The sequence below is a fragment of the Burkholderia catarinensis genome, from assembly GCF_001883705.2.
Taxonomy (GTDB): domain Bacteria; phylum Pseudomonadota; class Gammaproteobacteria; order Burkholderiales; family Burkholderiaceae; genus Burkholderia; species Burkholderia catarinensis.
This window is the reverse complement of record NZ_MDEQ02000007.1, coordinates 287,799-307,413: the sequence shown is the minus strand read 5'-3', so window position 1 is coordinate 307,413 and position 19,615 is coordinate 287,799. Positions and strand designations below refer to the sequence as shown.

22 protein-coding genes are annotated in these 19,615 nt (G+C 66.9%); 13 read left to right on the top strand and 9 right to left on the bottom strand.

Annotation, left to right across the window (positions count from 1 at the left end; genetic code table 11):
- The first annotated feature begins 37 nt into the window (after window positions 1–37).
- The 3 genes from BFF94_RS14160 to BFF94_RS14150 all read left to right on the top strand — a co-directional run bounded on the left by BFF94_RS14160 (window position 38) and on the right by BFF94_RS14150 (window position 1,797).
- The gene (locus BFF94_RS14160; protein ID WP_128843506.1) at window positions 38–583 is read left to right on the top strand and encodes an aspartyl-tRNA synthetase; all 546 of its coding nucleotides are present in this window, start codon (window positions 38–40) and stop codon (window positions 581–583) included.
- 147 nt (window positions 584–730) lie between these two features.
- Complete coding sequence (locus tag BFF94_RS14155; RefSeq protein WP_096470843.1) at window positions 731–1,204, top strand: VOC family protein; 474 nt, start codon at window positions 731–733, stop codon at window positions 1,202–1,204.
- A 365-nt stretch (window positions 1,205–1,569) separates the two neighbouring features.
- On the top strand, window positions 1,570–1,797 hold the full coding sequence (locus BFF94_RS14150; protein WP_128843507.1) for a hypothetical protein: 228 nt from the start codon (window positions 1,570–1,572) through the stop codon (window positions 1,795–1,797).
- A gap of 162 nt (window positions 1,798–1,959) precedes the next feature.
- On the opposite strand, the gene BFF94_RS14145 is transcribed toward BFF94_RS14150, so the two are convergent.
- Together BFF94_RS14145 and BFF94_RS14140 are read right to left on the bottom strand one after the other, a co-directional pair.
- Complete coding sequence (locus BFF94_RS14145; protein ID WP_128843508.1) at window positions 1,960–2,583, bottom strand: phospholipase D family nuclease; 624 nt, start codon at window positions 2,581–2,583, stop codon at window positions 1,960–1,962.
- A gap of 318 nt (window positions 2,584–2,901) precedes the next feature.
- Complete coding sequence (locus BFF94_RS14140; protein ID WP_128843509.1) at window positions 2,902–3,390, bottom strand: winged helix-turn-helix transcriptional regulator; 489 nt, start codon at window positions 3,388–3,390, stop codon at window positions 2,902–2,904.
- Window positions 3,391–3,566: 176 nt separating this feature from the next.
- Between BFF94_RS14140 and BFF94_RS14135 the strand changes: the two genes are divergently transcribed.
- Window positions 3,567–4,004 (top strand): PaaI family thioesterase, encoded by a 438-nt coding sequence (locus BFF94_RS14135; protein ID WP_006484216.1) that lies wholly within the window; start codon window positions 3,567–3,569, stop codon window positions 4,002–4,004.
- Window positions 4,005–4,149: 145 nt separating this feature from the next.
- Entirely contained in the window at window positions 4,150–5,202 is a 1,053-nt protein-coding gene (locus tag BFF94_RS14130) for an NADP(H)-dependent aldo-keto reductase (protein WP_128843510.1), read from the top strand.
- Between the two features lie 73 nt (window positions 5,203–5,275).
- Here the strand turns inward: BFF94_RS14130 and BFF94_RS14125 are convergent, their stop codons facing one another.
- Window positions 5,276–6,562 (bottom strand): MFS transporter, encoded by a 1,287-nt coding sequence (locus BFF94_RS14125; protein ID WP_128843511.1) that lies wholly within the window; start codon window positions 6,560–6,562, stop codon window positions 5,276–5,278.
- 35 nt (window positions 6,563–6,597) lie between these two features.
- Window positions 6,598–8,019, bottom strand: a complete 1,422-nt coding sequence (locus BFF94_RS14120; RefSeq protein ID WP_219139476.1) for a M20 family metallopeptidase — start codon at window positions 8,017–8,019, stop codon at window positions 6,598–6,600.
- 165 nt (window positions 8,020–8,184) lie between these two features.
- Between BFF94_RS14120 and BFF94_RS14115 the strand changes: the two genes are divergently transcribed.
- The 4 genes from BFF94_RS14115 to BFF94_RS14100 all read left to right on the top strand — a co-directional run bounded on the left by BFF94_RS14115 (window position 8,185) and on the right by BFF94_RS14100 (window position 11,910).
- Entirely contained in the window at window positions 8,185–9,138 is a 954-nt protein-coding gene (locus tag BFF94_RS14115; RefSeq protein ID WP_128843688.1) for a LysR family transcriptional regulator, read from the top strand.
- A gap of 64 nt (window positions 9,139–9,202) precedes the next feature.
- Complete coding sequence (mnmH, locus tag BFF94_RS14110; protein WP_128843689.1) at window positions 9,203–10,330, top strand: tRNA 2-selenouridine(34) synthase MnmH; 1,128 nt, start codon at window positions 9,203–9,205, stop codon at window positions 10,328–10,330.
- The gene (locus tag BFF94_RS14105; protein ID WP_128843690.1) at window positions 10,327–11,385 is read left to right on the top strand and encodes a permease; all 1,059 of its coding nucleotides are present in this window, start codon (window positions 10,327–10,329) and stop codon (window positions 11,383–11,385) included. The genes mnmH and BFF94_RS14105 overlap by 4 nt, the downstream gene beginning before the upstream one ends.
- A gap of 102 nt (window positions 11,386–11,487) precedes the next feature.
- Entirely contained in the window at window positions 11,488–11,910 is a 423-nt protein-coding gene (locus BFF94_RS14100) for a hypothetical protein (protein ID WP_162285549.1), read from the top strand.
- Between the two features lie 37 nt (window positions 11,911–11,947).
- Here the strand turns inward: BFF94_RS14100 and BFF94_RS14095 are convergent, their stop codons facing one another.
- On the bottom strand, window positions 11,948–12,781 hold the full coding sequence (locus tag BFF94_RS14095) for an ABC transporter permease (protein WP_128843692.1): 834 nt from the start codon (window positions 12,779–12,781) through the stop codon (window positions 11,948–11,950).
- Between the two features lie 6 nt (window positions 12,782–12,787).
- Window positions 12,788–13,702, bottom strand: coding sequence for a nodulation factor ABC transporter ATP-binding protein NodI (gene nodI / locus BFF94_RS14090; RefSeq protein WP_128843693.1), 915 nt, complete (start codon window positions 13,700–13,702; stop codon window positions 12,788–12,790).
- 340 nt (window positions 13,703–14,042) lie between these two features.
- Between nodI and BFF94_RS14085 the strand changes: the two genes are divergently transcribed.
- Entirely contained in the window at window positions 14,043–14,540 is a 498-nt protein-coding gene (locus tag BFF94_RS14085; RefSeq protein ID WP_128843694.1) for a universal stress protein, read from the top strand.
- Between the two features lie 61 nt (window positions 14,541–14,601).
- Here the strand turns inward: BFF94_RS14085 and BFF94_RS14080 are convergent, their stop codons facing one another.
- From BFF94_RS14080 to lexA, 3 genes are read right to left on the bottom strand one after another with little or no spacing between them, the layout of a single operon-like run.
- A complete protein-coding gene (locus BFF94_RS14080) occupies window positions 14,602–15,315 on the bottom strand; it encodes a DUF2939 domain-containing protein (RefSeq protein WP_219139475.1) in 714 nt (237 codons plus the stop codon).
- Window positions 15,316–15,344: 29 nt separating this feature from the next.
- Complete coding sequence (locus BFF94_RS14075; protein WP_128843696.1) at window positions 15,345–15,680, bottom strand: hypothetical protein; 336 nt, start codon at window positions 15,678–15,680, stop codon at window positions 15,345–15,347.
- Between the two features lie 26 nt (window positions 15,681–15,706).
- On the bottom strand, window positions 15,707–16,354 hold the full coding sequence (gene lexA, locus BFF94_RS14070) for a transcriptional repressor LexA (RefSeq protein ID WP_174969164.1): 648 nt from the start codon (window positions 16,352–16,354) through the stop codon (window positions 15,707–15,709).
- Between the two features lie 264 nt (window positions 16,355–16,618).
- On the opposite strand from lexA, the gene BFF94_RS14065 reads away from it, so the two are divergent.
- The 3 genes from BFF94_RS14065 to cysW all read left to right on the top strand — a co-directional run bounded on the left by BFF94_RS14065 (window position 16,619) and on the right by cysW (window position 19,613).
- Window positions 16,619–17,656 (top strand): sulfate ABC transporter substrate-binding protein, encoded by a 1,038-nt coding sequence (locus tag BFF94_RS14065; RefSeq protein WP_128843697.1) that lies wholly within the window; start codon window positions 16,619–16,621, stop codon window positions 17,654–17,656.
- 122 nt (window positions 17,657–17,778) lie between these two features.
- Entirely contained in the window at window positions 17,779–18,672 is an 894-nt protein-coding gene (cysT, locus tag BFF94_RS14060; protein ID WP_219139474.1) for a sulfate ABC transporter permease subunit CysT, read from the top strand.
- Entirely contained in the window at window positions 18,669–19,613 is a 945-nt protein-coding gene (gene cysW, locus BFF94_RS14055) for a sulfate ABC transporter permease subunit CysW (RefSeq protein ID WP_128843699.1), read from the top strand. The genes cysT and cysW overlap by 4 nt, the downstream gene beginning before the upstream one ends.
- The last annotated feature ends 2 nt before the right edge of the window (window positions 19,614–19,615 follow it).

Sequence of the window (19,615 nt, the reverse complement as noted above, 5' to 3'; positions counted from 1 at the left end):
CGATGGGCCGATTGCTGTCGATGCGAGTCATTGAACGATGAACGGCGAACGCGAAGCGAACGATTCCGGCTGGCAGGCCGATCCCGTTGTGGGAACGCTCACCGGCCAGTTGCCGGTGACGCTGGCGGTCGACAGCCGGAGCCTGCGAAGAAGGGCGGCCGTCTGCGCGGTGCTGGCCGCGGCGAGCGTGTGCGGTTATGCGGCCGCCCCGACGCTCTGGCCCGTGGCGGCGCTGGCCGTGTTGCTGGCGCTGGCGGGCATTGCCTTCTTCTTCTCGTCGCGGCGCAACATGGCACTGCATATCGACGAGACGGGCTTCACGCTGATCGGGGCGGTGCGGGAAAGGCCCGTCACGCCATGGCGCGACGTCGCCGAATTCCGGATCGTCAGCGTCGCCGGAAATCGCTACATCGGCTACCAGTTCTCGGCGCATTCGTCGCGCACCAGGGTGCCGGGTGGCGTGATGCTGCCGATCTCCCGGTTTGCCGATCTGCCGCTCGACGCGGTGGCCGGGTTGCTGGAGGCCTGCCGCCGTCAGTTCGGTGTGCCGGACGACCAGGCCGATGACGCCCGATGCGGGTGACCCGCGCGACCCGCCACGCAAGAAAACAAAAAAATGTCGGGTGCCGTGTCGATTTCCGTCGGGTCCGTCCGTCGTAGCATCGGAGGCGTGCGCATCGCGCGTCCGTCCCGTTTCCCGATACGACAACCGACCGAAGGAGCGACACCCATGTCCACGTCCGTCAAACCGATCCCGGAAGGGATGCGCACGCTGACACCGCACCTGATCTGCGCCGGCGCAGCAGCAGCCATCGACTTCTACAAGCGCGCATTCAATGCGAGCGAACAGTTTCGCCTGGCGATGCCTGACGGCAGGCTCGCGCACGCGTGCCTCGCGATTGGCGATTCGACACTGATGCTGGTGGATGAAATGCCCGAGCACGGCGCGCTCGGGCCGAAGGCGCTGAAAGGCACGGCGGTCTGCCTGCACCTGTACGTGCCGGACACCGATGCGGCGATCGCGAAGGCTGTCGCGGCCGGCGCGACGGTCACGATACCGGCCGCCGACATGTTCTGGGGCGATCGCTACGGACAGGTCGAGGATCCGTTCGGGCATCGCTGGTCGCTCGCGACGCATCAGCGCGACCTGACGCCCGAACAGATCGCGGAGGCAATGGCCAGCGCGCCGCCGTGCGGAAGCTGACGCAGCCGCGCAACCTGAGTTGAACGGCGGGGCGGCGGCATGCGCCCGCGCCCGGTTCGCCCGCGCTCACGTGCCGGCCGTCTTGCCGCGCTGCTTGTGCTCGTACATCCGGTGATCGGCCGATGCGAGCAGGTCGGCCACGGCGTGACGGTGTGCGGGATCGTAGGCGACGTGCCAGACGCTGAACCGCGAGTCCGGCGCCGGGCGTTTTCGGCTCTGTCCGGATCGATGCAGATGCGGTGAGAAGCGGGCTCCATGGCTCCGCGTTTCGTCCCGATGCGGAATCGGATGCGCGATATCTCAAGGTGCTCGGCGCAATGCCGTAAACAGGGCGAGTCCAATCGTTCATCGCATCCCATCGCACCATGATTCGAATTCTGTACGCGGGCTATCTCGCGTTTGCGCTGTATCTCCTGTACCCGATGGTCCAGAACACATTGGCATTCAGCACCGATTGCGTGCGCAGTGCGCTGCCGGGAAGCGCCGGTGGCTTGTCGACGTCGTCGGCAAGCGGCGTCGACGGGCACGCGAATCGCTGTGCGCCGACCACGCAGGCCGGTGCCGCGACTGGACGGATGCCTGAAATCCATTGAGCGCGGCGGTTCGTCGCGCGGGTCGTTCGATACGCGGCGCGTTGGCCATTCGGCTGAATTGAGTCTCGCGCCTCGTTCGCCGATCATCTGTAGCGTTGCGGATCGCGTGTGAGGGGGCGAGCGTCGGGCAAAAGTGCGCCGGGCAAACGCGCGCGGTATGCGTCAGTAGCTGGAACGGTACGGCGCGCCCTGGTCGAAGCGGCTTTGCCAGTGCGTGAGGTAGCGCGACGCGAGTTGCGGATTGTTCCAGACCACGACGACGTTCTCGGAATTGCGGCTGGCCGCCGACGCGCTGTAGTTGAACGAGCCCGTTTCGACATGCTCGGCGTCGATCACGAGGTACTTGTCGTGATGGATCGCATAGGCGTCGATCGTGCGCGTCGGGATGCCGGCGTTGACGAGCAGGTTCAGCGCCTGCTTGCTGCTCTTTGCGCGGTTGCCCTTGTCGTCGACGACTACCGCGACATTGACGCCGCGTCGCTTGGCAGCGAGCAGTGCGCGCGTGACGGGCGGCGACGTGAACGAATAGGCGGCGACGCGGATCGAGCTGCGCGCGGCGCCGATCGCTTTCAGCACGAGCGCTTCGGCACCGCCGTCGGGCGAGAACGCCGATTCGACGACCTGTGTCGCGGGTGCTTCGTGGGTGGGCGCCGGCAACCATTGCGACACGAAGTCGATCGCCTGCTGGAGCAGCGATTCACTTTGCGTCTTGCCGAAGGCGGCGAACGGTGTAGCGAGCAGGGAAGTGGCGAGACAGGCAGCGGCGAGGCGATTGCGCGACAACATCTTGGACAGCGAATAATTTCGAGACAGCGGGCCGTGAGTGTAACGCAGACGCGGCGGCCCGGTCACGCGCGGATGTGAAGGGAATGCATGCGCGATGATGCGTGGCGGCGAAAACCATGACGCAAAGTTGCGTTGCGCGGCATCCGTGTGTGCGACCGGGTTGATCAACGGATGTTGCTGACGGCGTGCGATTGCGCTTGCAGCGGCGGGATATCGGCGGCAAGCAGTGCGCGGTCGAGGGCTCGGTGCGGCACGTGACGGAAGCGCGAGTGCCAAGAACGATTCGTGTGCGTCAGGCCGCGAGCCACGCGCAACACGTCAATCCCTGGCTGCTGGCGCCCCGGCTTCGTCGGATGCGATCCATCCAGGGCCGGGCTCCGGCTGCACGTCGCGTGCGTCGAGCGGTTCGCCGCAGGCCGAGCATAGGGTGACCGCATGCATCAGCTGGCCGCAGGTACGGTGGCGCAATTGCACCGGCGGCCCCTGGCCGTCGTCTTTCCAGCGGTCGCCCCACGCCATCAGCGCGAGCAGGGCCGGATAGAGGTCGAGGCCTTTGTCCGTCAGCCGGTATTCGAAGCGCGGCGGGCGCTCCTGATACGCGCGCTTGACCAGCACACCTTCGTCCACGAGCCGCGCGAGTCGTTCGGCCAGCACATGGCGCGTGACGCCGAGCTGTGTCTGGAACGCGTCGAAGCGGCGGCAGCCGAGGAATGCGTTGCGGAGGATCAGCATGGTCCAGCGGTCGCCGAGCACGGCGAGCGTGCGTGCGACCGAACAGTTCAGCGTACCGATGTCATCCCATTTCATCGTCGGGTCTCTTGCCTCTGGCGGCGGTTCAGCGAAATAGCGGGTTCGATTATAGAACCCGCCTTCGGTTGCAACGGGTGCGGCTGCGTTGACAAACGCCGGCTTCGTTGTCAATAATAAGTTCCAATTTAGAACTTACTCGCGCGGCGACGCGCTTTCAACCCGGAGACAACCCGATGAATCCGCTTTCCCTGTCTGGTCTCGATCTGCTGCGCGCAGCCGTATCGGGCGATGCGCCGCTCGCGTCGATTTCCGAGACGATCCCGATGCGTCCGCTGGACGTCGAGCTCGGCTATGTGAAGTTTTCGGCGCGTGCGGACGGGCGGCACCTGAATCCGCTTGGCGGCGTGCACGGCGGGTTCGCCGCGACGGTGCTCGATTCGGTCACGGGTTGTGCGGTGCATTCGATGCTCGACGCGGGCGTCGGCTACGGTACGGTCGATCTGCATGTGAAGATGCTGCGGCCCGTGCCGCGCGACGTCGACCTGATCGCGGAAGGGCGGGTGATTCACCTGTCCCGTTCGCTGGGCGTCGCGGAGGGCACGCTGAAGACGCCGGACGACAAGATCGTCGCGCATGCATCGGCGACCTGCTTCATCCAGCGGCCTCAGTAACGGAGGGCGGCCAGGCCGTCATCCTCGCAGGCTCGAATATCGATGGCGGCGTCGAAGGCCGCCTGTAAGCGTTCGCGGCGCACGTCTGAAGCGGCCGCTTCAATGTGATAGCGTTCCTGCTTTCCACCGACGCGACAGGAACAGCATGGAATACCGCACACTCGGCGATTCTGGCATCGAGGTCAGCCTGATCGGTCTCGGCACGATGACGTGGGGCGAGCAGAATTCGGAGCGCGACGCGCACGAGCAGATCGACTACGCGATCGCGCAGGGCGTGACGCTGATCGATGCCGCGGAAATGTATCCGGTGCCGCCGAAGCCCGACACGCAGGGGCGCACCGAGCAATACATCGGCACCTGGCTCACGCAGCATCGCGCGCAGCGCGACCGCGTCGTGCTCGCGACGAAAATCGCGGGGCCGGCGCGGCAGCCGCACAATCCGCGCCATATTCGCGGCGAGGGCAACCAGTTCGACCGCAAGAACCTGACCGAAGCGCTCGACGGCAGCCTCAAGCGCTTGCAGACCGACTATGTCGATCTCTACCAGTTGCACTGGCCCGATCGCAGCACGACCACGTTCGGCCGTCCCGCGTATCCGTGGGTGGACGACGCGTACACGGTGCCGATCGAGGAAACGCTCGGCGTGCTCGCGGAATTCGTCAAGGCCGGCAAGGTGCGCGCGATCGGCGTGTCGAACGAAACGCCGTGGGGCGTCGCGCAGTTCCTGCGCGCGGCCGAGAAGCTCGGGCTGCCACGCATCGCGAGCATCCAGAATCCGTACAGCCTGCTGAACCGCACGTTCGAGAACGGGCTGTCGGAATTCACGCATCGCGACGGCGTCGGCCTGCTCGCGTATTCGCCGCTCGCGTTCGGCTGGCTGTCCGGCAAGTACGAGAACGGCGCGCGTCCGGCCGGCGCGCGCATCACGCTGTTCGAGCGTTTCCAGCGCTACAGCAAGCCGCAGGCCGTCGGCGCGACCTCGCGCTACGTCGCGCTCGCGCAGCGTCACGGGTTGTCGCCCGCGCAGCTCGCGCTTGCGTTCGTCAACAGCCGGCCGTTCGTGCGCAGCAACCTGGTCGGCGCGACGTCGCTCGAGCAGTTGAAGGAGAACATCGGCAGCATCGACGTGAAGCTGTCCGACGAGATCCTCGCCGAGATCGACGCGCTGCACGAACTGCAGCCGAACCCGGCGCCGTAAACGGCGGGCGGCCCGTGCGGCAGCGATGCCGCTACGGGCCGCGTCGGCGCTGCTCCGCCGTCGTTGCTTTTTGCTATCGCATCTTGAGCCGTGTGCGCGCGACGAACAGCGCGGCAAGGCTCAGCAGCGCGCAGCCCATCAGATAGAGCGCCGGAGACAGCCGGTTGCCGGTCGTGCTGATCAGCCAGGTGATGACGAACGGCGCGAAGCCGCCGAACAGCGTGACGCCCGTGTTGTAGCTGACCGCGAGCCCCGTTGCGCGTGTCTGCGGCGGGAACAGTTCGGCCATCAGCGCCGGCAGTGCGCCGCAGTACATTGCCTTCAGCGCACCGATCCAGACCAGGGCGGCGAGCATCGTCGCGAACGATGCGTGGCGCGTGAGCCACGCGAACGTCGGCCAGACGGTGACGAGCATCAGGGCCGCCGCGACCGCCATCATGCGGATCCTCCCGGTGCGATCGGACAGGTGGCCGACGACCGGCGTGACGAGCGTCAGCACGAAGCCGGTCGCGAGCGTCGCCGTGAAGCCCGTCGACGCGGGCAGCCCGAGCTGCTTGATCGCATAGGTCGGCATGTACAGCACCATGTAGTTGATCGCGGTCGAGATCACCAGCGCGCCGATCGACAGCAGCAGCCGCAGCTTCTGGTCCGCGAACAGCTCGCGCACGGGTGCTTCGGAGCGCGCCTGCGTCTTGAACTCGACGCCTTCGTCGACGTAGCGGCGGATGTACAGCCCGATCGGGCCGATCGCGAGACCGAACAGGAACGGCACGCGCCAGCCCCAGCTTTCGAGTTGCGCGGATGTCAGCGTGGACGTCAGCAGCGCGCCGAAGCCCGATGCGAGCAGCGTCGCGAGGCCCTGGCTCGCGAACTGCCAGCTCGACATGAAGCCGCGCCGCTGCGGCGCGTGCTCGACGAGGAACGCGGTCGAGCTCGCGAATTCGCCGCCCGCGGAGAACCCCTGCATGAGCCGAGACAGCATGATCCCGAGCGGGGCGAGTATGCCGATCGACGCGTAGGTCGGCATCAGCGCGATCAGCAGCGTGCCGGCCATCATCATCGCGATCGACAGCAGCAGCGATGCCTTGCGGCCCGCGCGGTCCGCGTACGCGCCGAGCACGAAGCCGCCGATCGGCCGGATCAGGTAGGACAGCCCGAACGTGCCGAGCGTGAGCATCAGCGACGTCGCTTCGCTCGTCGCGGGGAAGAACAGCTTGGCGATCGTCACGGCGAAGAAGCCGTAGACGATCAGGTCGAACCATTCGAGCGCGTTGCCGATCGATGCCGCGAAAATGATGCGTCGCATCTTCGCGGCGCTAGGGCGGGCAGCATCCTGCGAGGTCAGGGTGGTCGTATTCATTGTGTGTGCGAGTCCCGAGAAAGGGGCGAAGCGCGTTACAGGGCGGCGCCGGCCGCGGCGTGCGCCGCGCGGCGAACGGGCGGCGCGTCGTCGCCGAGATCCCAGAAGAGGCCGGCCATCATCTGCAGCCCCTCGCTGACGACGCTTGCGAGCAGGTGCTCGTCGGGCGCGTGCTGCGAGCACGCCGGGTACGAATGCGGCACCCACAGCGTCGGCAGCCCGAGCGTGTCGGCGAACACTTCGTTCGGCAGCGTGCCGCCGAGATTCGGCAGGATCGCGGGCTTCTTGCCGGTGGTCCGCGCAAGCGACGCGACGGCCCAGCGGACCCACGGATCGTCCGGCGGCACGCGCGTCGCCGGTGCGCCGCGTTCGACGTCGATTTCAATGTCGGTGAAGCCGTGCGCATCGAGGTGCGCGCGCAGATGCGCATGCAGTGCTTTCCAGTCGGTGCCGACGACGAAGCGCAACTGGCAGTGCGCAAAGGCGGCGGGCGGAATCGCATTGACGGGGTGCTCGGGGTTGCCGGCCTTGAACGCGAGAATCTCGAACGTGTTCCAGCCGAACACGCGCTCGGCCGCGGACAGGCCGGGCTCGCCCCAGTCGGCGTCGAGCGCGGGGTCGCCCGGGCCGCCGCCGACGGAGAGATCAGCGAGCGCGTCGCGCACGGCGGCCGGGATCGGCGGCGGGCGCAGCCCCGCGACGCGAATCGCGCCGCGCGCGTCGACGAGACTCGCGAGCGCATGCGCGAGCACGATCGCCGGATTGCGCAGCAGCCCGCCCCAGTTGCCGGAATGGTGCGCGCCGTCGCGGGCGCGCAGGCTCAGCTTGAAATTGACCGCGCCGCGCGAGCCGAGGAATACCGTTGGGCGCGCGGCGGCGATGCGCGGGCCGTCGGACGCGATCAGCACGTCGGCCGCGAGCGCGTCGCGCTCCTGGCGGCACAGCGCGTCGAGGCCCGGCGACCCCGTTTCCTCGCCCATCTCGATCAGCAGCTTCGCATTGAAGCCGAGCCGGCCGCCGCGTGCGTCGAGCACGCTTGCCAGCGCGGCCAGGTTGATCGTGTGCTGGCCCTTGTTGTCGGCGCTGCCGCGACCGTACCAGCGGTCGCCGTCGGCCGTCAGCGTCCACGGCGACAGCGGCGCGCGCCACTGCGCGTCGTAGCCGCGCACGACGTCGCCGTGGCCGTAGATCAGCACGGTCGGCAGTGCGTCGTCTTCGTGGCGCGATGCGAGCAGGAACGGGCCGCCACCGTCGACGGGATTGTCGACGATCCGCGACGTGAAGCCGAGGCGGGCGGCCTCGGGCGCGATCTCGTCGGTCAGGTATGCGCGCAGCGCGGCTTCGGTGCCGCTTTCCTGGCTTTCGGTGCGCAGGCCCACGCGGCGGCTCAGGGTCGTGAAGAACGCGCCGGATTCGAACTGGTTCAGCGCGTGCTGGATGGCGGCGGTACGGGTCAAGTCGTGTCTCCTCTGTCGGGTTCGCGGTGCACACGGGTCATGCATGCAACGTGAAGTGCGATCGATTCTAGAAAGCCGTTTTTTTTGTCACAATGATCGAATTTCGAATCTTTCTTTGCCGAAAAGGCAAAGCAGAACGGCCGGATGCGGCGCGGAGACAGAACGATGGCGGCTTTCCTGCATGGCCTGGCGTTGCGGTATTTCGTCGAGGTGGCGCGGACCGGCTCGATCAGCGACGCGTCCGCGCGGTTGCACGTGGCCGTATCGGCGATCAGCCGCCAGATCGCGAAACTGGAAAGCGAGCTCGGCGCGCCGCTGTTCGAGCGCCGGCCGCGCGGGATGGCGCTGTCGGAGGCCGGCGAGCGGCTGCTGGCCTTTGCGCAGCGCAGCCTGCTGGAGGCCGAGCACGTGATGAAGGACATCGGCGGGCTCGACGCGCTGCACGGCAGCCTGCTGAAGATCGCATGCTCGGAAGGGTTCGCGATCGATTTCCTGCCGGGCGCGCTCGCGACCTTCAAGGCGCGCCACCCGGGCGTCGATTTCACCGTATGGGTCGTGTCGCCGGCGGATGCGACGCGGCGCGTGCGCGACGGCGATGCGGATATCGCGTTGACCTTCAGCCTCGCGCCGGAGAAGGGCGTGCGCGTCGAGCACACCGAGCGCGCGCCGGTTTTCGCGCTGGTGCGGCACGATCATCCGCTCGCGACGCGCGACGCGGTGTCGCTCGCCGATGTCGCACGGCACGCGCACGTGCTGCCCGAGGCCGGCACGACGGTGCGCCAACTGATCGACATCGCGTGCGCGCTCGACGGGCCGCTGCTCGAACCCGAACTGACGAGCAACAACACGGCGGCGATGTACGGCTACGCGCGGCGCACGGGTGCGGTGATGTTCACGGGGCTGTTGTCGGTGCGCGACCGCTTCGATGCGGACGGCTTCGTCGTCGTACCTATGACAAACCCGCAATTGCGCGAACGCAGCATCCAGGTGCAGACGATGGCGGGGCGCGATCTGCCCGCGTCGGTACGGGCGTTCCGCGACCACCTGATCGACGCGATGCAGGTCGCATCGTCGCCGCCGACTACCGTGCGCGGCCCGAGACGCCGGCCCGTGAGATAATCGTCAATCCGCCTTCCGTGCCCATGCGGCTCATCGAGTCGCATCGCCCCTGTTCGACGCCAAATTGAAGAACCTGATTGTCACCCTCGATCGCGCCGGCGAGTTCGACGAGATCATCGACGTGCGCACGCCGCTCGAGTTCGCCGAGGACCATATTCCCGGCGCACTGAACGCGCCCGTGCTCAGCAACGAAGAGCGCGTGCTCATCGGCACGATGTACCGTCAGGTGTCGGCCTACGACGCGACGCGCGTCGGCGCGGCGATCGTCGCGCGCAACATCGCGCGCCATCTCGACACGACGTTCGCCGACCGGCCGCGCAACTGGCGGCCGCTGATCTACTGCTGGCGCGGCGGCAAGCGCTCGGGCTCGATGACGACCTGGTTCAACCTGATCGGCTGGAAGGCGCGCCAGCTCGACGGCGGGTACAAGGCGTACCGGCGCTCGGTGTGCGCGACGCTCGACTCGCTGCCGACGCGCTTTCGCTACATCGCGCTCGTCGGCCATACGGGATGCGGCAAGACGCGCCTGCTGAACGCGCTGCGCGACGTGGGTGCGCAGACGCTCGATCTAGAAGCGCTCGCGTGCCATCGCGGCTCGCTGCTCGGCGCGCTGCCGGGCAAGCCGCAGCCGACGCAGAAGGGATTCGATTCGGGGCTCGTCGAAACGCTTGGGTGTTTCGACCCCGAATGGCCGGTGTTCGTCGAGTCGGAAAGCCGCAGGATCGGGCTCGTGCAGTTGCCGATTGCGCTGATCGACGCGTTTCACGCAGGACCGTGGGTGCAGGTCGACGCCGCACACGACGAGCGCATCGCGTTCCTCCTCGAGGATTACGCCCACCTGTTCGACGAACCCGCTGCGTTCAAGGCGCAACTTCATCGGCTGATCGGCCTGCACAGCCGCGAGGAGGTGACGCACTGGAATGCGCTGATCGATGCGAACGCGCGGGCCGACCTGTTCACCGAACTGATCGACAAGCATTACGATCCCGCCTATGCGCGCACTTACCGCGCGACGTACAACAAGCCGAACCGGGCGCTGACGTTCACTTTCCGGCCCAATGCGGCCGATGTGCGCGATCAGGCGCGCATGCTGCTGGCCCAACTCGCGCAAGCCGGGTTGCACGCCTCGGCCGCGCTTGCCGCAGGCGCGAAATCCGAAACCGATCAAGACCAATCGACGACCACACGATGACGACGACACGCACCCAACCCAATCCCGCCCTCGGCTGGATGACCTTCCTGCTGATCGCGGTCGCGGGACTGTTCTATGTGAAATGGTTCCCGTACTACAACAAGGCGTTCGTTGCCGCCGAGCATCATTCGATCGGCCAGTCGATCCTGATGGGCACGTCGGCGGCCGCACCCGAGCCGTCGCTGAAAGCCGCGCTCGACTACGCGTGGGCGTACGGCAAGGCGATCTGGCAGGCGATGGTGCTCGGCCTGCTGCTCGGTTCGGCCGTGCAGGCGCTGCTGCCCGCGCACTGGGTTGCGCGCGTACTCGGCCGCACCGGGTTCGGCAGCGTCGCCGCGGGCGGCCTGTTGTCGCTGCCGGGCATGATGTGTACGTGCTGCGCGGCGCCGGTCGTCGCGGGCCTGCGTGCGCGCCACGCGTCGCCGGGCGGCGCGGTCGCGTTCTGGCTCGGCAACACGGTGCTGAACCCGGCGGCGCTGGTCTTCATGGGCTTCGTGCTCGGCTGGCACTGGAGCGCGCTGCGCCTCGTGCTCGGCATCGCGATGGTGTTCGGGATCGGCTATCTGCTGAACCGCATCGCGCGTCCTGAAGACCGCGGCATCGACGATGCGCAGCTCGCCGCGCTGGCGGCCGGGCAGGCCGCGGCCGGCAATCCGTTTGTCCGCTGGGTGAAGTTGCTCGCGCGCATGGCCGTGCGGCTCGTGCCCGAATACATCGTGCTCGTGCTGCTGCTCGGCGCCGCGCGCGCGTGGCTGTTCCCGCATATCGGTCCGGACATCGGCAATCATCTCGGCTGGATCGTTGCATTCGCGGTCGCGGGCATGCTGTTCGTGATCCCGACGGCGGGCGAGGTGCCGATCATCCAGGCGATGCTGTCGCTCGGCATGGGCGTCGGCCCGGCCGCCGCGCTGCTGATGACGCTGCCGCCGATCAGCGTGCCGTCGCTCGCGATGCTCGCGCGTTCGTTCAAGCCTTACATGCTGGCAATCGTCGCGATCCTTGTCGTCGTGTTCGGGATCGCGAGCGGATTGCTCGCGGTCGCGCTGGGGTTCTGACGCGCGCCGAGCGGCGCGCCAGTCGGGAGCAATCGTCATATTTACCCGGCGCCGCCGTTTCATGGGGGCGGCGCCCTTTACAAGAAGCAAACAGGAAAACGCATGACCCAACCGAAGATCCATCCTCGACTCGAAAAGGCGCTGACGCGCGGCGATCTCGCGATCCGCCAGGCCAATTCCGCGCGGGCGACTGCCGTGCTGAACGCACTCGGCACGATGATCATCGAGGCCTCCGCAACGATCGGCGTCGACGCCAGCATCGACATTCCGCAGGGCGACCGCATTTACGATCCCGTCAACGGCCTGTGGCCGCAGAAGATGCTGGTGTCGTTCGACGGCCCGGTGGATGAAGCCGAAAAGGAAGAACTGCGCACGGTTTATCTGGTAGCCGACGATCCGGGCACGCAGTTCCGCGTCGAATGGCATCGCGCGGACGGCAAGCTCGGGCGCCAGGAAGGCGGCCCGCTCGCAACCGTCGCGTTCCTGACCGACGTCGAGATCCCGTGGAGCGACGACGACGAGTAACGTCGTTGCATGAAGCCGGCGCCCGGTGCGCCGGCCGTCAGCGCATCATCCGCCGCCGGAACAGCCACGCGGACAGCAGGAATCCGCCGACTGCGTAACCGGCGAGCACCGCGATATGCAACGCGATGTCGGTTGCCGGCCGGCCGAGCATCGCGGGCCGGATCAGTTCGACCGCGTTCGCGAGCGGCAGCGCATGTGCCGCGTGCTGCGCGATCGGCGGCAACTGCGTGATCGGGAAGAACACGCCCGACAGCAGCAGCATCGGCGTCAGCACGAGCGTCTGATAGAACATGAAGAAATCGTAGGACGGCGCGAGCGCCGTGACGACCATCGCGAGGCTTGCAAACGCGAGGCCCGCGAGCGCGATCACGGGCAGCACCGCGAGCATCGACGGAAACCGCGCATAGCCGAGCGCGCCCGCGACGAGCATGATCGCGCCCCCCGACAGCATCGCCTTGCTGGCTCCCCAGACGATCTCGCCGAGCACGATGTCGCCGAGCGCGAGCGGCGTGTGCATGATCGCTTCCCAGGTGCGCTGCACGTGCATCCGCGAGAAGCCCGAATACATCGACTCGAAGCTTGCGGACATCATCACGCTCGACCCGACCGTGCCGGCCGCGAGGAACGCGATATACGACACGCCGTCGACATGGCCGAGCATCAGGCCGAGCCCGAAACCGAGCCCGAACAGATAGATCATCGGATCGGCAAGATTGCCGAACATCGACGCAAGCGCAAGCTTGCGCCAGACGAGATAGTTGCGCCGCCAGACGGCGACCCAGTTGGTCGCGTTCGCGGGCATCGCGATCGCGAAGCGTGACTCGCGCAGCGGTGCCGAGGGTGTGGCGGCGGAATAGTTGCGGACGTCCATGATCGATCAGTCTTGCATTTCGCGGCCCGTGAGCCGCAGGAACACATCCTCCAGATTGGCCGGGCGATGCAGATAGCGCAACCCCGTGCGACCCTTGAGCCGCGCGCTGAGCGGCTCCGCGTCGCTCACATAGCAGAACAGCGTCTCGCCGCTGATCTCGGTGTGCTTCGCGAATGCCGACAGCTCGTCGCGCAGCGCGACCGGATCGGGCCCATAGATCTCGATCACGTCGCAGCCGATCTCCGATTCGATCAGTACGTGCGGCGCGCCTTCAGCGATCTTGCGGCCTTCCTCGATCACGCACAGGCGGTCGCACAGGCGTTCGGCTTCTTCCATGAAATGCGTGGTGATCAGGATCGTCTTGCCGCGCGCGAGCAGCGAGCGCAGCCGCTCCCACATCAGGTGCCGCGCCTGCGGATCGAGGCCCGTCGTCGGCTCGTCGAGCACCAGCACGTCGGGATCGTTGACCAGCGCGCGGGCGAGCGTGAGGCGGCGTTTCATGCCGCCCGACAACTCGCCGACCTTCGCATCGGCCTTGTTCTCGAGCTTCGCGAATTCGAGCAGCGGCTGCACGAGCGTGCGGGCCGCCTGCGCCGACATCCCGAAATAGCGGCTGAACACGAGCAGGTTCTCGCGCACGGTGAAGTCGGGGTCGAGATTGTCGAACTGAGGGACGACGCCGACACGCCGGCGCGCATGCCGCGCACGCGATGGGACCGGTTCGCCGCACAGCGAAATGGTGCCCGCATCGGGATGGGCGAGGCCGAGCAGCATTTTCAGCGTCGTGGTCTTGCCGGCGCCGTTCGGCCCGAGCAGGCCGTAGCATTCGCCGGCCTGCACGTTGAAGGACAGGCCGTTGACGACGAGCTTGTCGCCATAGCGCTTTTCGACGTTGCGTAAATCGATCGGTGCGACGGACATGGGCATGTTGTCGTTGTAAGCGGGCGCGGAAACGTTCCGCATGCCGGATGCGTGGCCGGTTTGCGAACGGATCGGGCGACTGCGTGTCACATGGGCATGGCCGAAGCGCACGACGCCGGCGCCTGATGATCCGCTGGAGTACGAACGGGCCATTCTAGTGCATCGGTTGCGTCTCTTCAGGGCCTGCCTGCACACGGTGCGATGCATGCGCACACCGATCGTGCACTGCATCATCGCGCACGCGCCGAGCGGGGCGAATCAGCGTTTTCCATCCCTTGCGTCCTGGATTGCGGCGCACCATGATGAATGCGTAGGCTCGTAGTCGCGATAGGGAGGCTTCATGGCTAGCTACAACAAGATTTTGCTGTGTTACGACGGCTCGCTCGAAGGGCGCAAGGCACTGCGTTGCGGCGCCAATCTCGCAATGGACCTGAAGGCCGAAACGCACTTGCTGTCGGTCGTCGACATGCGCTCGAGCATTGCACAGAGCGCGGGGCTGCTGACCGACGTCGCATGCGGCCGATTCGAGGAAACCGCGCGCGAAATTCTGCAGGAAGGTGTGAACTGGCTGCGCGAGCGCGGCGTGCAGGCCGAAGGCCATTTCGCGTTCGGCTACCCGATCGACGAAATCGCGAATCTCGCGAAGGAGCTGAAGGTCGACCTCGTCGTCGTCGGCCACCGGTGCCGCAGCGGGCTGTCGAGATGGTGGATGGGGTCGGGCAATACGCAACTGCTCGATCGCGTGAACTGCAGCATTCTGGTTGCGTGTTCGTCGGCGGAAGAGCAGAAGGCCGAAATCGCGCGCGAGCGTGAAGCGGCCACGGCGAACGGCAAATGATGCAATGACAGCCTGACCAGCGATGAATGCCGGTCAGGCGCTGCGCCGCACAGCGGGCCGGCTACGCATGCAGGTCGATCGCAGACAGTTTCCACGAAAACAGCCCGAAGCGATGGAATATCGCCGCATAGCGTGTGCCGTCGGCGCTGCGCTGGTATGTCACGACGAATTCGTCGACATTCCGGTAGCCGGCGCTGGTTTGCTGCTGGTGCGGCGGATGGGTTGCATTGCCCGGACTGGCCGGTGCGGCAGCGGCCGGTGCCGGCGATGACGCGGCGGCGGGCGCGTTGCTGCCCGGAACGGCTGCGCTCGCCGGAGCCGGATTGACCGGCGGTGCGGCCGGCGGGTTGCCACGCGCATCGCTAGGCGGCAGATTCGACCATTCAGGCGGACGCTCGCCCCGATTGCCGCGCGGCGGCAATCCGCTCATCAGCGCGGCCACGCCCTCCGGGGTCGCATACGCATCGACCAGCGGGCCGACCAGCGCGGACCCGATCAGCACACCGATCACCGCGAGCGGATTGTCCTTCTTCACCGCGTCGATCCGGCGCATCAATTCTTCCGTGACCTGCTGCTTCAGGCTGATGCGCAGCGACGGAAAGTCGACATGTTCACTGATGGCCTGCGCATCGCGCGCATCGATCGCCGATTTCAGGCGACCGAGCGCGACGTACGGTGACGCGTATGCATAGCAAATCGCCGCAATGGCGGCGACCGCCAGCACGACGATCAGCACGGGCTTGAGCCGCCATGCGCGGCCCGAAGATCCAGTCACGTTGCCTCCGGTGCGGGAATGCTCCGCAATCAGAGACCGCTTTGCGCGGCCGATCGTTCCTCCGCGATGCAGCGATCGAGCATCCGGCACACGGCGTCGATCGTGCCGACCATGATCAGGCGCGAACGACCGTGATAGATGCGCACCGGCGCGCGGCGCGCTGGCTCCGCGTGATTCAGGCCGGCGTTCAGCGACACCCGCGCGAAAGCGGGGAGCGCCGACGGCAGCAGGGACGCCTGCCGTTCGACTGCGACTTCTTCTTGCACGGGCGCCGCCGCGGACAGCGGTGCGCAGGGCGTGCGGCCGCGCAGATGGCGCAGGCGACCGAATTGACGGAAAGGCAGCAAACGGGAAAGGCGTTCCATGATGTTCTCCTCAGCGAGACGGAATGTCAGAGTTCGCCCGAGCGGATCAGCCCGACGGCGATGCCTTCCAGCGCGAATTCCGCGCTGCCGGCCTTGACGAAGATGTTTTCGTAATCCGGGTTCTCCGCGATCAGCTCGAGGCCGCCCGGCCGGCGCATCAGGCGCTTGACCGTGACGTCGTCGCCGAGACGCGCGACGATGATCTGGCCGTCCTTTGCTTCCGTGCGCTTCTGCACGGCGAGCAGGTCGCCATCGAGGATGCCGGCGTCGCGCATCGACAGGCCGCGCACCTTCAGCAGGTAGTCGGGCTTGCTGGAGAACAGCGCGGGATCGCACGCGTAGTGCTGCGAGATGTGTTCCTGCGCGAGGATCGGGCTACCGGCCGCGACGCGGCCGACGAGCGGCAGCGACAACTGCATCAGGCCGGCGTGCGGCAGCGTGAACTGGTGCGGGGCGTCGTCGAGGCCGAGCAGGCGGATGCCGCGCGACGCACCGGCGGCCAGCTCGATCACACCCTTGCGCGCCAGTGCGCGCAGGTGCTCCTCGGCCGCATTCGGCGAGCTGAAGCCCAGTTCGGCCGCAATCTCGGCGCGGGTGGGCGGGAATCCGGAGCGCTCGATCGCGCGACGGATCAAGTCGAACACTTGCTGCTGACGGGCGGTGAGTTTGGTCATGGCTTAACTGTATGGATAGACAGTACGCTGTATTTTTATACAGTACTTCGCGAATTTCAAGTGTTACTTGAGGTTCGACGCGATCACGCCGGTTCCGGCGTGGTTTCGCGACGTCCGGACGCCGGTTCATCTGCCGCAACCGTCCATCCCGTATGCGTTAGCACTTTTGGGTATTAAAAAATGAGGAACGATTATTTTTAATCATGTAGCCCGTTCGCTAGACTGGCCCGACATCGCAAGACCGACAACACGGGAGAACCAAGGATGGCGAAGCGCAATACGGGGCTGGTGGGCGGAGCGGGCCGCCTGATCGCAACACTCGCGCTGGGCGCGGCGGCGGCGCTGGGCGTCGTGACGCATGCCCGGGCCGATACGACGTTCCTGAACGTGTCGTACGACCCGACGCGCGAGCTTTATCAGGACTTCAACCAGGCGTTCGGCAAGGAGTGGAAGGCGAAGACGGGCGAGACCGTCAACTTCAAGCAGTCGCACGGCGGTTCGGGCGCGCAGGCGCGCTCGGTGCTCGACGGCCTGCAGGCCGACGTGGTCACGCTGGCGCTGGCATACGACATCGACGCGCTCGCGAACAAGGGGCTCGTCAACAAGGACTGGCAGAAGCGCCTGCCCGACAACGCGTCGCCGTACACGTCGACGATCGTGTTCCTGGTGCGCAAGGGCAATCCGAAGGGGATCAAGGACTGGGACGACCTGACCAAGCCGGGCATCTCGATCGTCACGCCGAACCCGAAGACGTCGGGCGGCGCGCGCTGGAACTACCTGGCCGCGTGGGCGTACGCGGTGCACAAGCCGGGCGGCAACGAGCAGGCGGCGAAGGAATTCGTCACGAAGCTCTACAAGAACGCAGGCGTGCTCGATTCGGGCGCGCGCGGCGCGACGACGAGTTTCGTGCAGCGCGGGATCGGCGACGTGCTGATCGCATGGGAAAACGAGGCATTCCTGTCGGTCAAGGAGTTCGGCACCGACAAGTTCGAGATCGTCGTGCCGTCGGTGAGCATCCTGGCCGAGCCGCCCGTCGCGGTGGTCGACAAGGTGGTCGACAAGAAGGGCACGCGCAAGCTGGCCGACGCCTACCTGAACTTCCTGTACAGCCCGCAGGGCCAGGAGATCGCGGCGCGCAACTACTACCGGCCGCGTTCGAAGAACGTGCCGGCGGAGCTGACGAAGCAGTTCCCGAAGCTGAAGCTGTACACGGTCGACGACACGTTCGGCGGCTGGACGAATGCGCAGAAGACGCATTTCGCGGACGGCGGCGTGTTCGATTCGATCTACAAGCCGCAGTAACGCCATAACGACAGCGGCGCGCCACGACAGTGCGCCGCATTCCCGACGGGCCGCCGGCGCAATTCATCGCGCCGGCGTTTGCGTCGGACCCGTGAGCAGCATCGACCCAGCAAGAGCATCCGATGACGACGTACACCTTTCGCAAGCCGAGCGCGCTGCCCGGTTTCGGCGTGACGCTCGGCATCACGGTGGCCTATTTGAGCCTCGTGGTGCTGATTCCGCTCGCCGCCACGTTCCTGAAGACCGCGACGCTGTCGTGGGACCAGTTCGTCACCGCCGTCACGTCGCCGCGCGTGCTCGCGTCGTACCGGCTGACGTTCTCGGCCGCGCTCGGCGGCGCGCTGATCAACGCCGTGTTCGGCTTCCTCGTCGCGTGGGTGCTCGTGCGCTACACGTTCCCGTTCAAGCGGATCGTCGACGCGATCGTCGACCTGCCGTTCGCGCTGCCGACGTCGGTCGCCGGCATCTCGCTCGCGGCCGTCTACGCGACCAACGGCTGGGTCGGCCAGTATCTCGCGCCGCTCGGCATCAAGATCGCGTTCACGCCGGCCGGCGTGCTGGTCGCACTGACCTTCATCGGGCTGCCGTTCGTCGTGCGCACCGTGCAGCCGGTACTCGAGGATTTCGAGCGCGAGCAGGAAGAGGCCGCCGCGTGCCTCGGCGCGTCGCGCTGGCTGACGTTCCGCCGCGTCGTGCTGCCGGCCGTGCTGCCGGCGCTGCTCACCGGTTTCGCGCTGGCGTTCGCGCGCGCGCTCGGCGAATACGGGTCGGTGATCTTCATCGCCGGCAACGTGCCGATGAAATCCGAGATCACGTCGCTGCTCATCATCACGAAGCTCGAACAGTACGACTACGCGGGCGCGACCGCGCTCGCGGTCGTGATGCTCGTCGTGTCGTTCCTGATGCTGCTGCTGATCAACACGCTGCAGTGGTATCTGCAGCGCCGCACGAGCAAGGGCGCGAGCGGCCCGGCGCCCGCAACCGTCACCGCAATCGCAGCAGGAGGCCAGCAATGAGCCAGGAGGCCACCGTCGTGCTGAAAACCCCGTCTCCGGCCGCGCGCGCCGCGAAACGGCTCGACCCCGTCAGCGAGTCGCGCGTCGTGCGCTGGCTGCTCACGGGCATCGCGCTGGTGTTCCTCGCGTTCTTCCTCGTCGTGCCGCTCGCCGCGGTGTTCGTCGAGGCGCTGCGAAAGGGCGTCGGCTTCTATCTCGAATCGCTGGCCGATCCCGACGCGTGGTCGGCGATCAAGCTGACGCTGACCGTCGCCGCGATCGCCGTGCCGCTGAACCTGGTGTTCGGCGTGTGCGCATCGTGGGCGATCGCGAAGTTCGAATTCCGCGGCAAGGCGCTGCTGACGACGCTGATCGACCTGCCGTTCTCGGTGTCGCCGGTGATCTCGGGCCTCGTGTACGTGCTGCTGTTCGGCGCGCAGGGCTGGTTCGGGCCATGGCTGCAGGATCACGACGTGCAGATCATCTTCGCGGTGCCGGGCATCGTGCTCGCGACGATCTTCGTCACGTTCCCGTTCGTCGCGCGCGAGCTGATTCCGCTGATGCAGGCGCAAGGCACCGACGAGGAAGAAGCCGCGCGCGTGCTCGGCGCGTCGGGCTGGCAGATCTTCCGCCGCGTGACGCTGCCGAACGTGAAGTGGGGCCTGCTGTACGGCGTGATCCTGTGCAATGCGCGTGCGATGGGCGAGTTCGGCGCGGTGTCGGTCGTGTCGGGCCACATCCGCGGCCAGACCGACACGATGCCGCTGCACGTCGAGATCTTGTACAACGAATACAACTTCGCGGCGGCATTCGCGGTGGCGTCGGTGCTGGCGCTGCTCGCGCTCGTCACGCTCGCGCTGAAGCTGCTCGCCGAGCGTCATCTCGCCGCCGAACTGGCCGGCGCGCGCGACGCCGTTCCCGCACATGCCGGCCCTGTCGCCGCCGTTTCGTCGAAATCGTAAAG

What these genes read in the sequence shown, in the direction of transcription:
- BFF94_RS14130 (WP_128843510.1), top strand. Translation starts at nt 4,150, where the DNA reads ATGGAATACCGCACACTCGGCGATTCTGGCATCGAGGTCAGCCTGATC.
- BFF94_RS14085 (WP_128843694.1), top strand. Translation starts at nt 14,043, where the DNA reads ATGGCTAGCTACAACAAGATTTTGCTGTGTTACGACGGCTCGCTCGAA.
- BFF94_RS14150 (WP_128843507.1), top strand. Translation starts at nt 1,570, where the DNA reads ATGATTCGAATTCTGTACGCGGGCTATCTCGCGTTTGCGCTGTATCTC.
- BFF94_RS14115 (WP_128843688.1), top strand. Translation starts at nt 8,185, where the DNA reads ATGGCGGCTTTCCTGCATGGCCTGGCGTTGCGGTATTTCGTCGAGGTG.
- BFF94_RS14140 (WP_128843509.1), bottom strand. Translation starts at nt 3,390, where the DNA reads ATGAAATGGGATGACATCGGTACGCTGAACTGTTCGGTCGCACGCACG.
- BFF94_RS14155 (WP_096470843.1), top strand. Translation starts at nt 731, where the DNA reads ATGTCCACGTCCGTCAAACCGATCCCGGAAGGGATGCGCACGCTGACA.
- BFF94_RS14160 (WP_128843506.1), top strand. Translation starts at nt 38, where the DNA reads ATGAACGGCGAACGCGAAGCGAACGATTCCGGCTGGCAGGCCGATCCC.
- cysT (WP_219139474.1), top strand. Translation starts at nt 17,779, where the DNA reads ATGACGACGTACACCTTTCGCAAGCCGAGCGCGCTGCCCGGTTTCGGC.
- cysW (WP_128843699.1), top strand. Translation starts at nt 18,669, where the DNA reads ATGAGCCAGGAGGCCACCGTCGTGCTGAAAACCCCGTCTCCGGCCGCG.
- nodI (WP_128843693.1), bottom strand. Translation starts at nt 13,702, where the DNA reads ATGTCCGTCGCACCGATCGATTTACGCAACGTCGAAAAGCGCTATGGC.
- BFF94_RS14125 (WP_128843511.1), bottom strand. Translation starts at nt 6,562, where the DNA reads ATGAATACGACCACCCTGACCTCGCAGGATGCTGCCCGCCCTAGCGCC.
- BFF94_RS14145 (WP_128843508.1), bottom strand. Translation starts at nt 2,583, where the DNA reads ATGTTGTCGCGCAATCGCCTCGCCGCTGCCTGTCTCGCCACTTCCCTG.
- BFF94_RS14135 (WP_006484216.1), top strand. Translation starts at nt 3,567, where the DNA reads ATGAATCCGCTTTCCCTGTCTGGTCTCGATCTGCTGCGCGCAGCCGTA.
- BFF94_RS14095 (WP_128843692.1), bottom strand. Translation starts at nt 12,781, where the DNA reads ATGGACGTCCGCAACTATTCCGCCGCCACACCCTCGGCACCGCTGCGC.
- lexA (WP_174969164.1), bottom strand. Translation starts at nt 16,354, where the DNA reads ATGACCAAACTCACCGCCCGTCAGCAGCAAGTGTTCGACTTGATCCGT.
- BFF94_RS14100 (WP_162285549.1), top strand. Translation starts at nt 11,488, where the DNA reads ATGACCCAACCGAAGATCCATCCTCGACTCGAAAAGGCGCTGACGCGC.
- BFF94_RS14065 (WP_128843697.1), top strand. Translation starts at nt 16,619, where the DNA reads ATGGCGAAGCGCAATACGGGGCTGGTGGGCGGAGCGGGCCGCCTGATC.
- BFF94_RS14075 (WP_128843696.1), bottom strand. Translation starts at nt 15,680, where the DNA reads ATGGAACGCCTTTCCCGTTTGCTGCCTTTCCGTCAATTCGGTCGCCTG.
- BFF94_RS14105 (WP_128843690.1), top strand. Translation starts at nt 10,327, where the DNA reads ATGACGACGACACGCACCCAACCCAATCCCGCCCTCGGCTGGATGACC.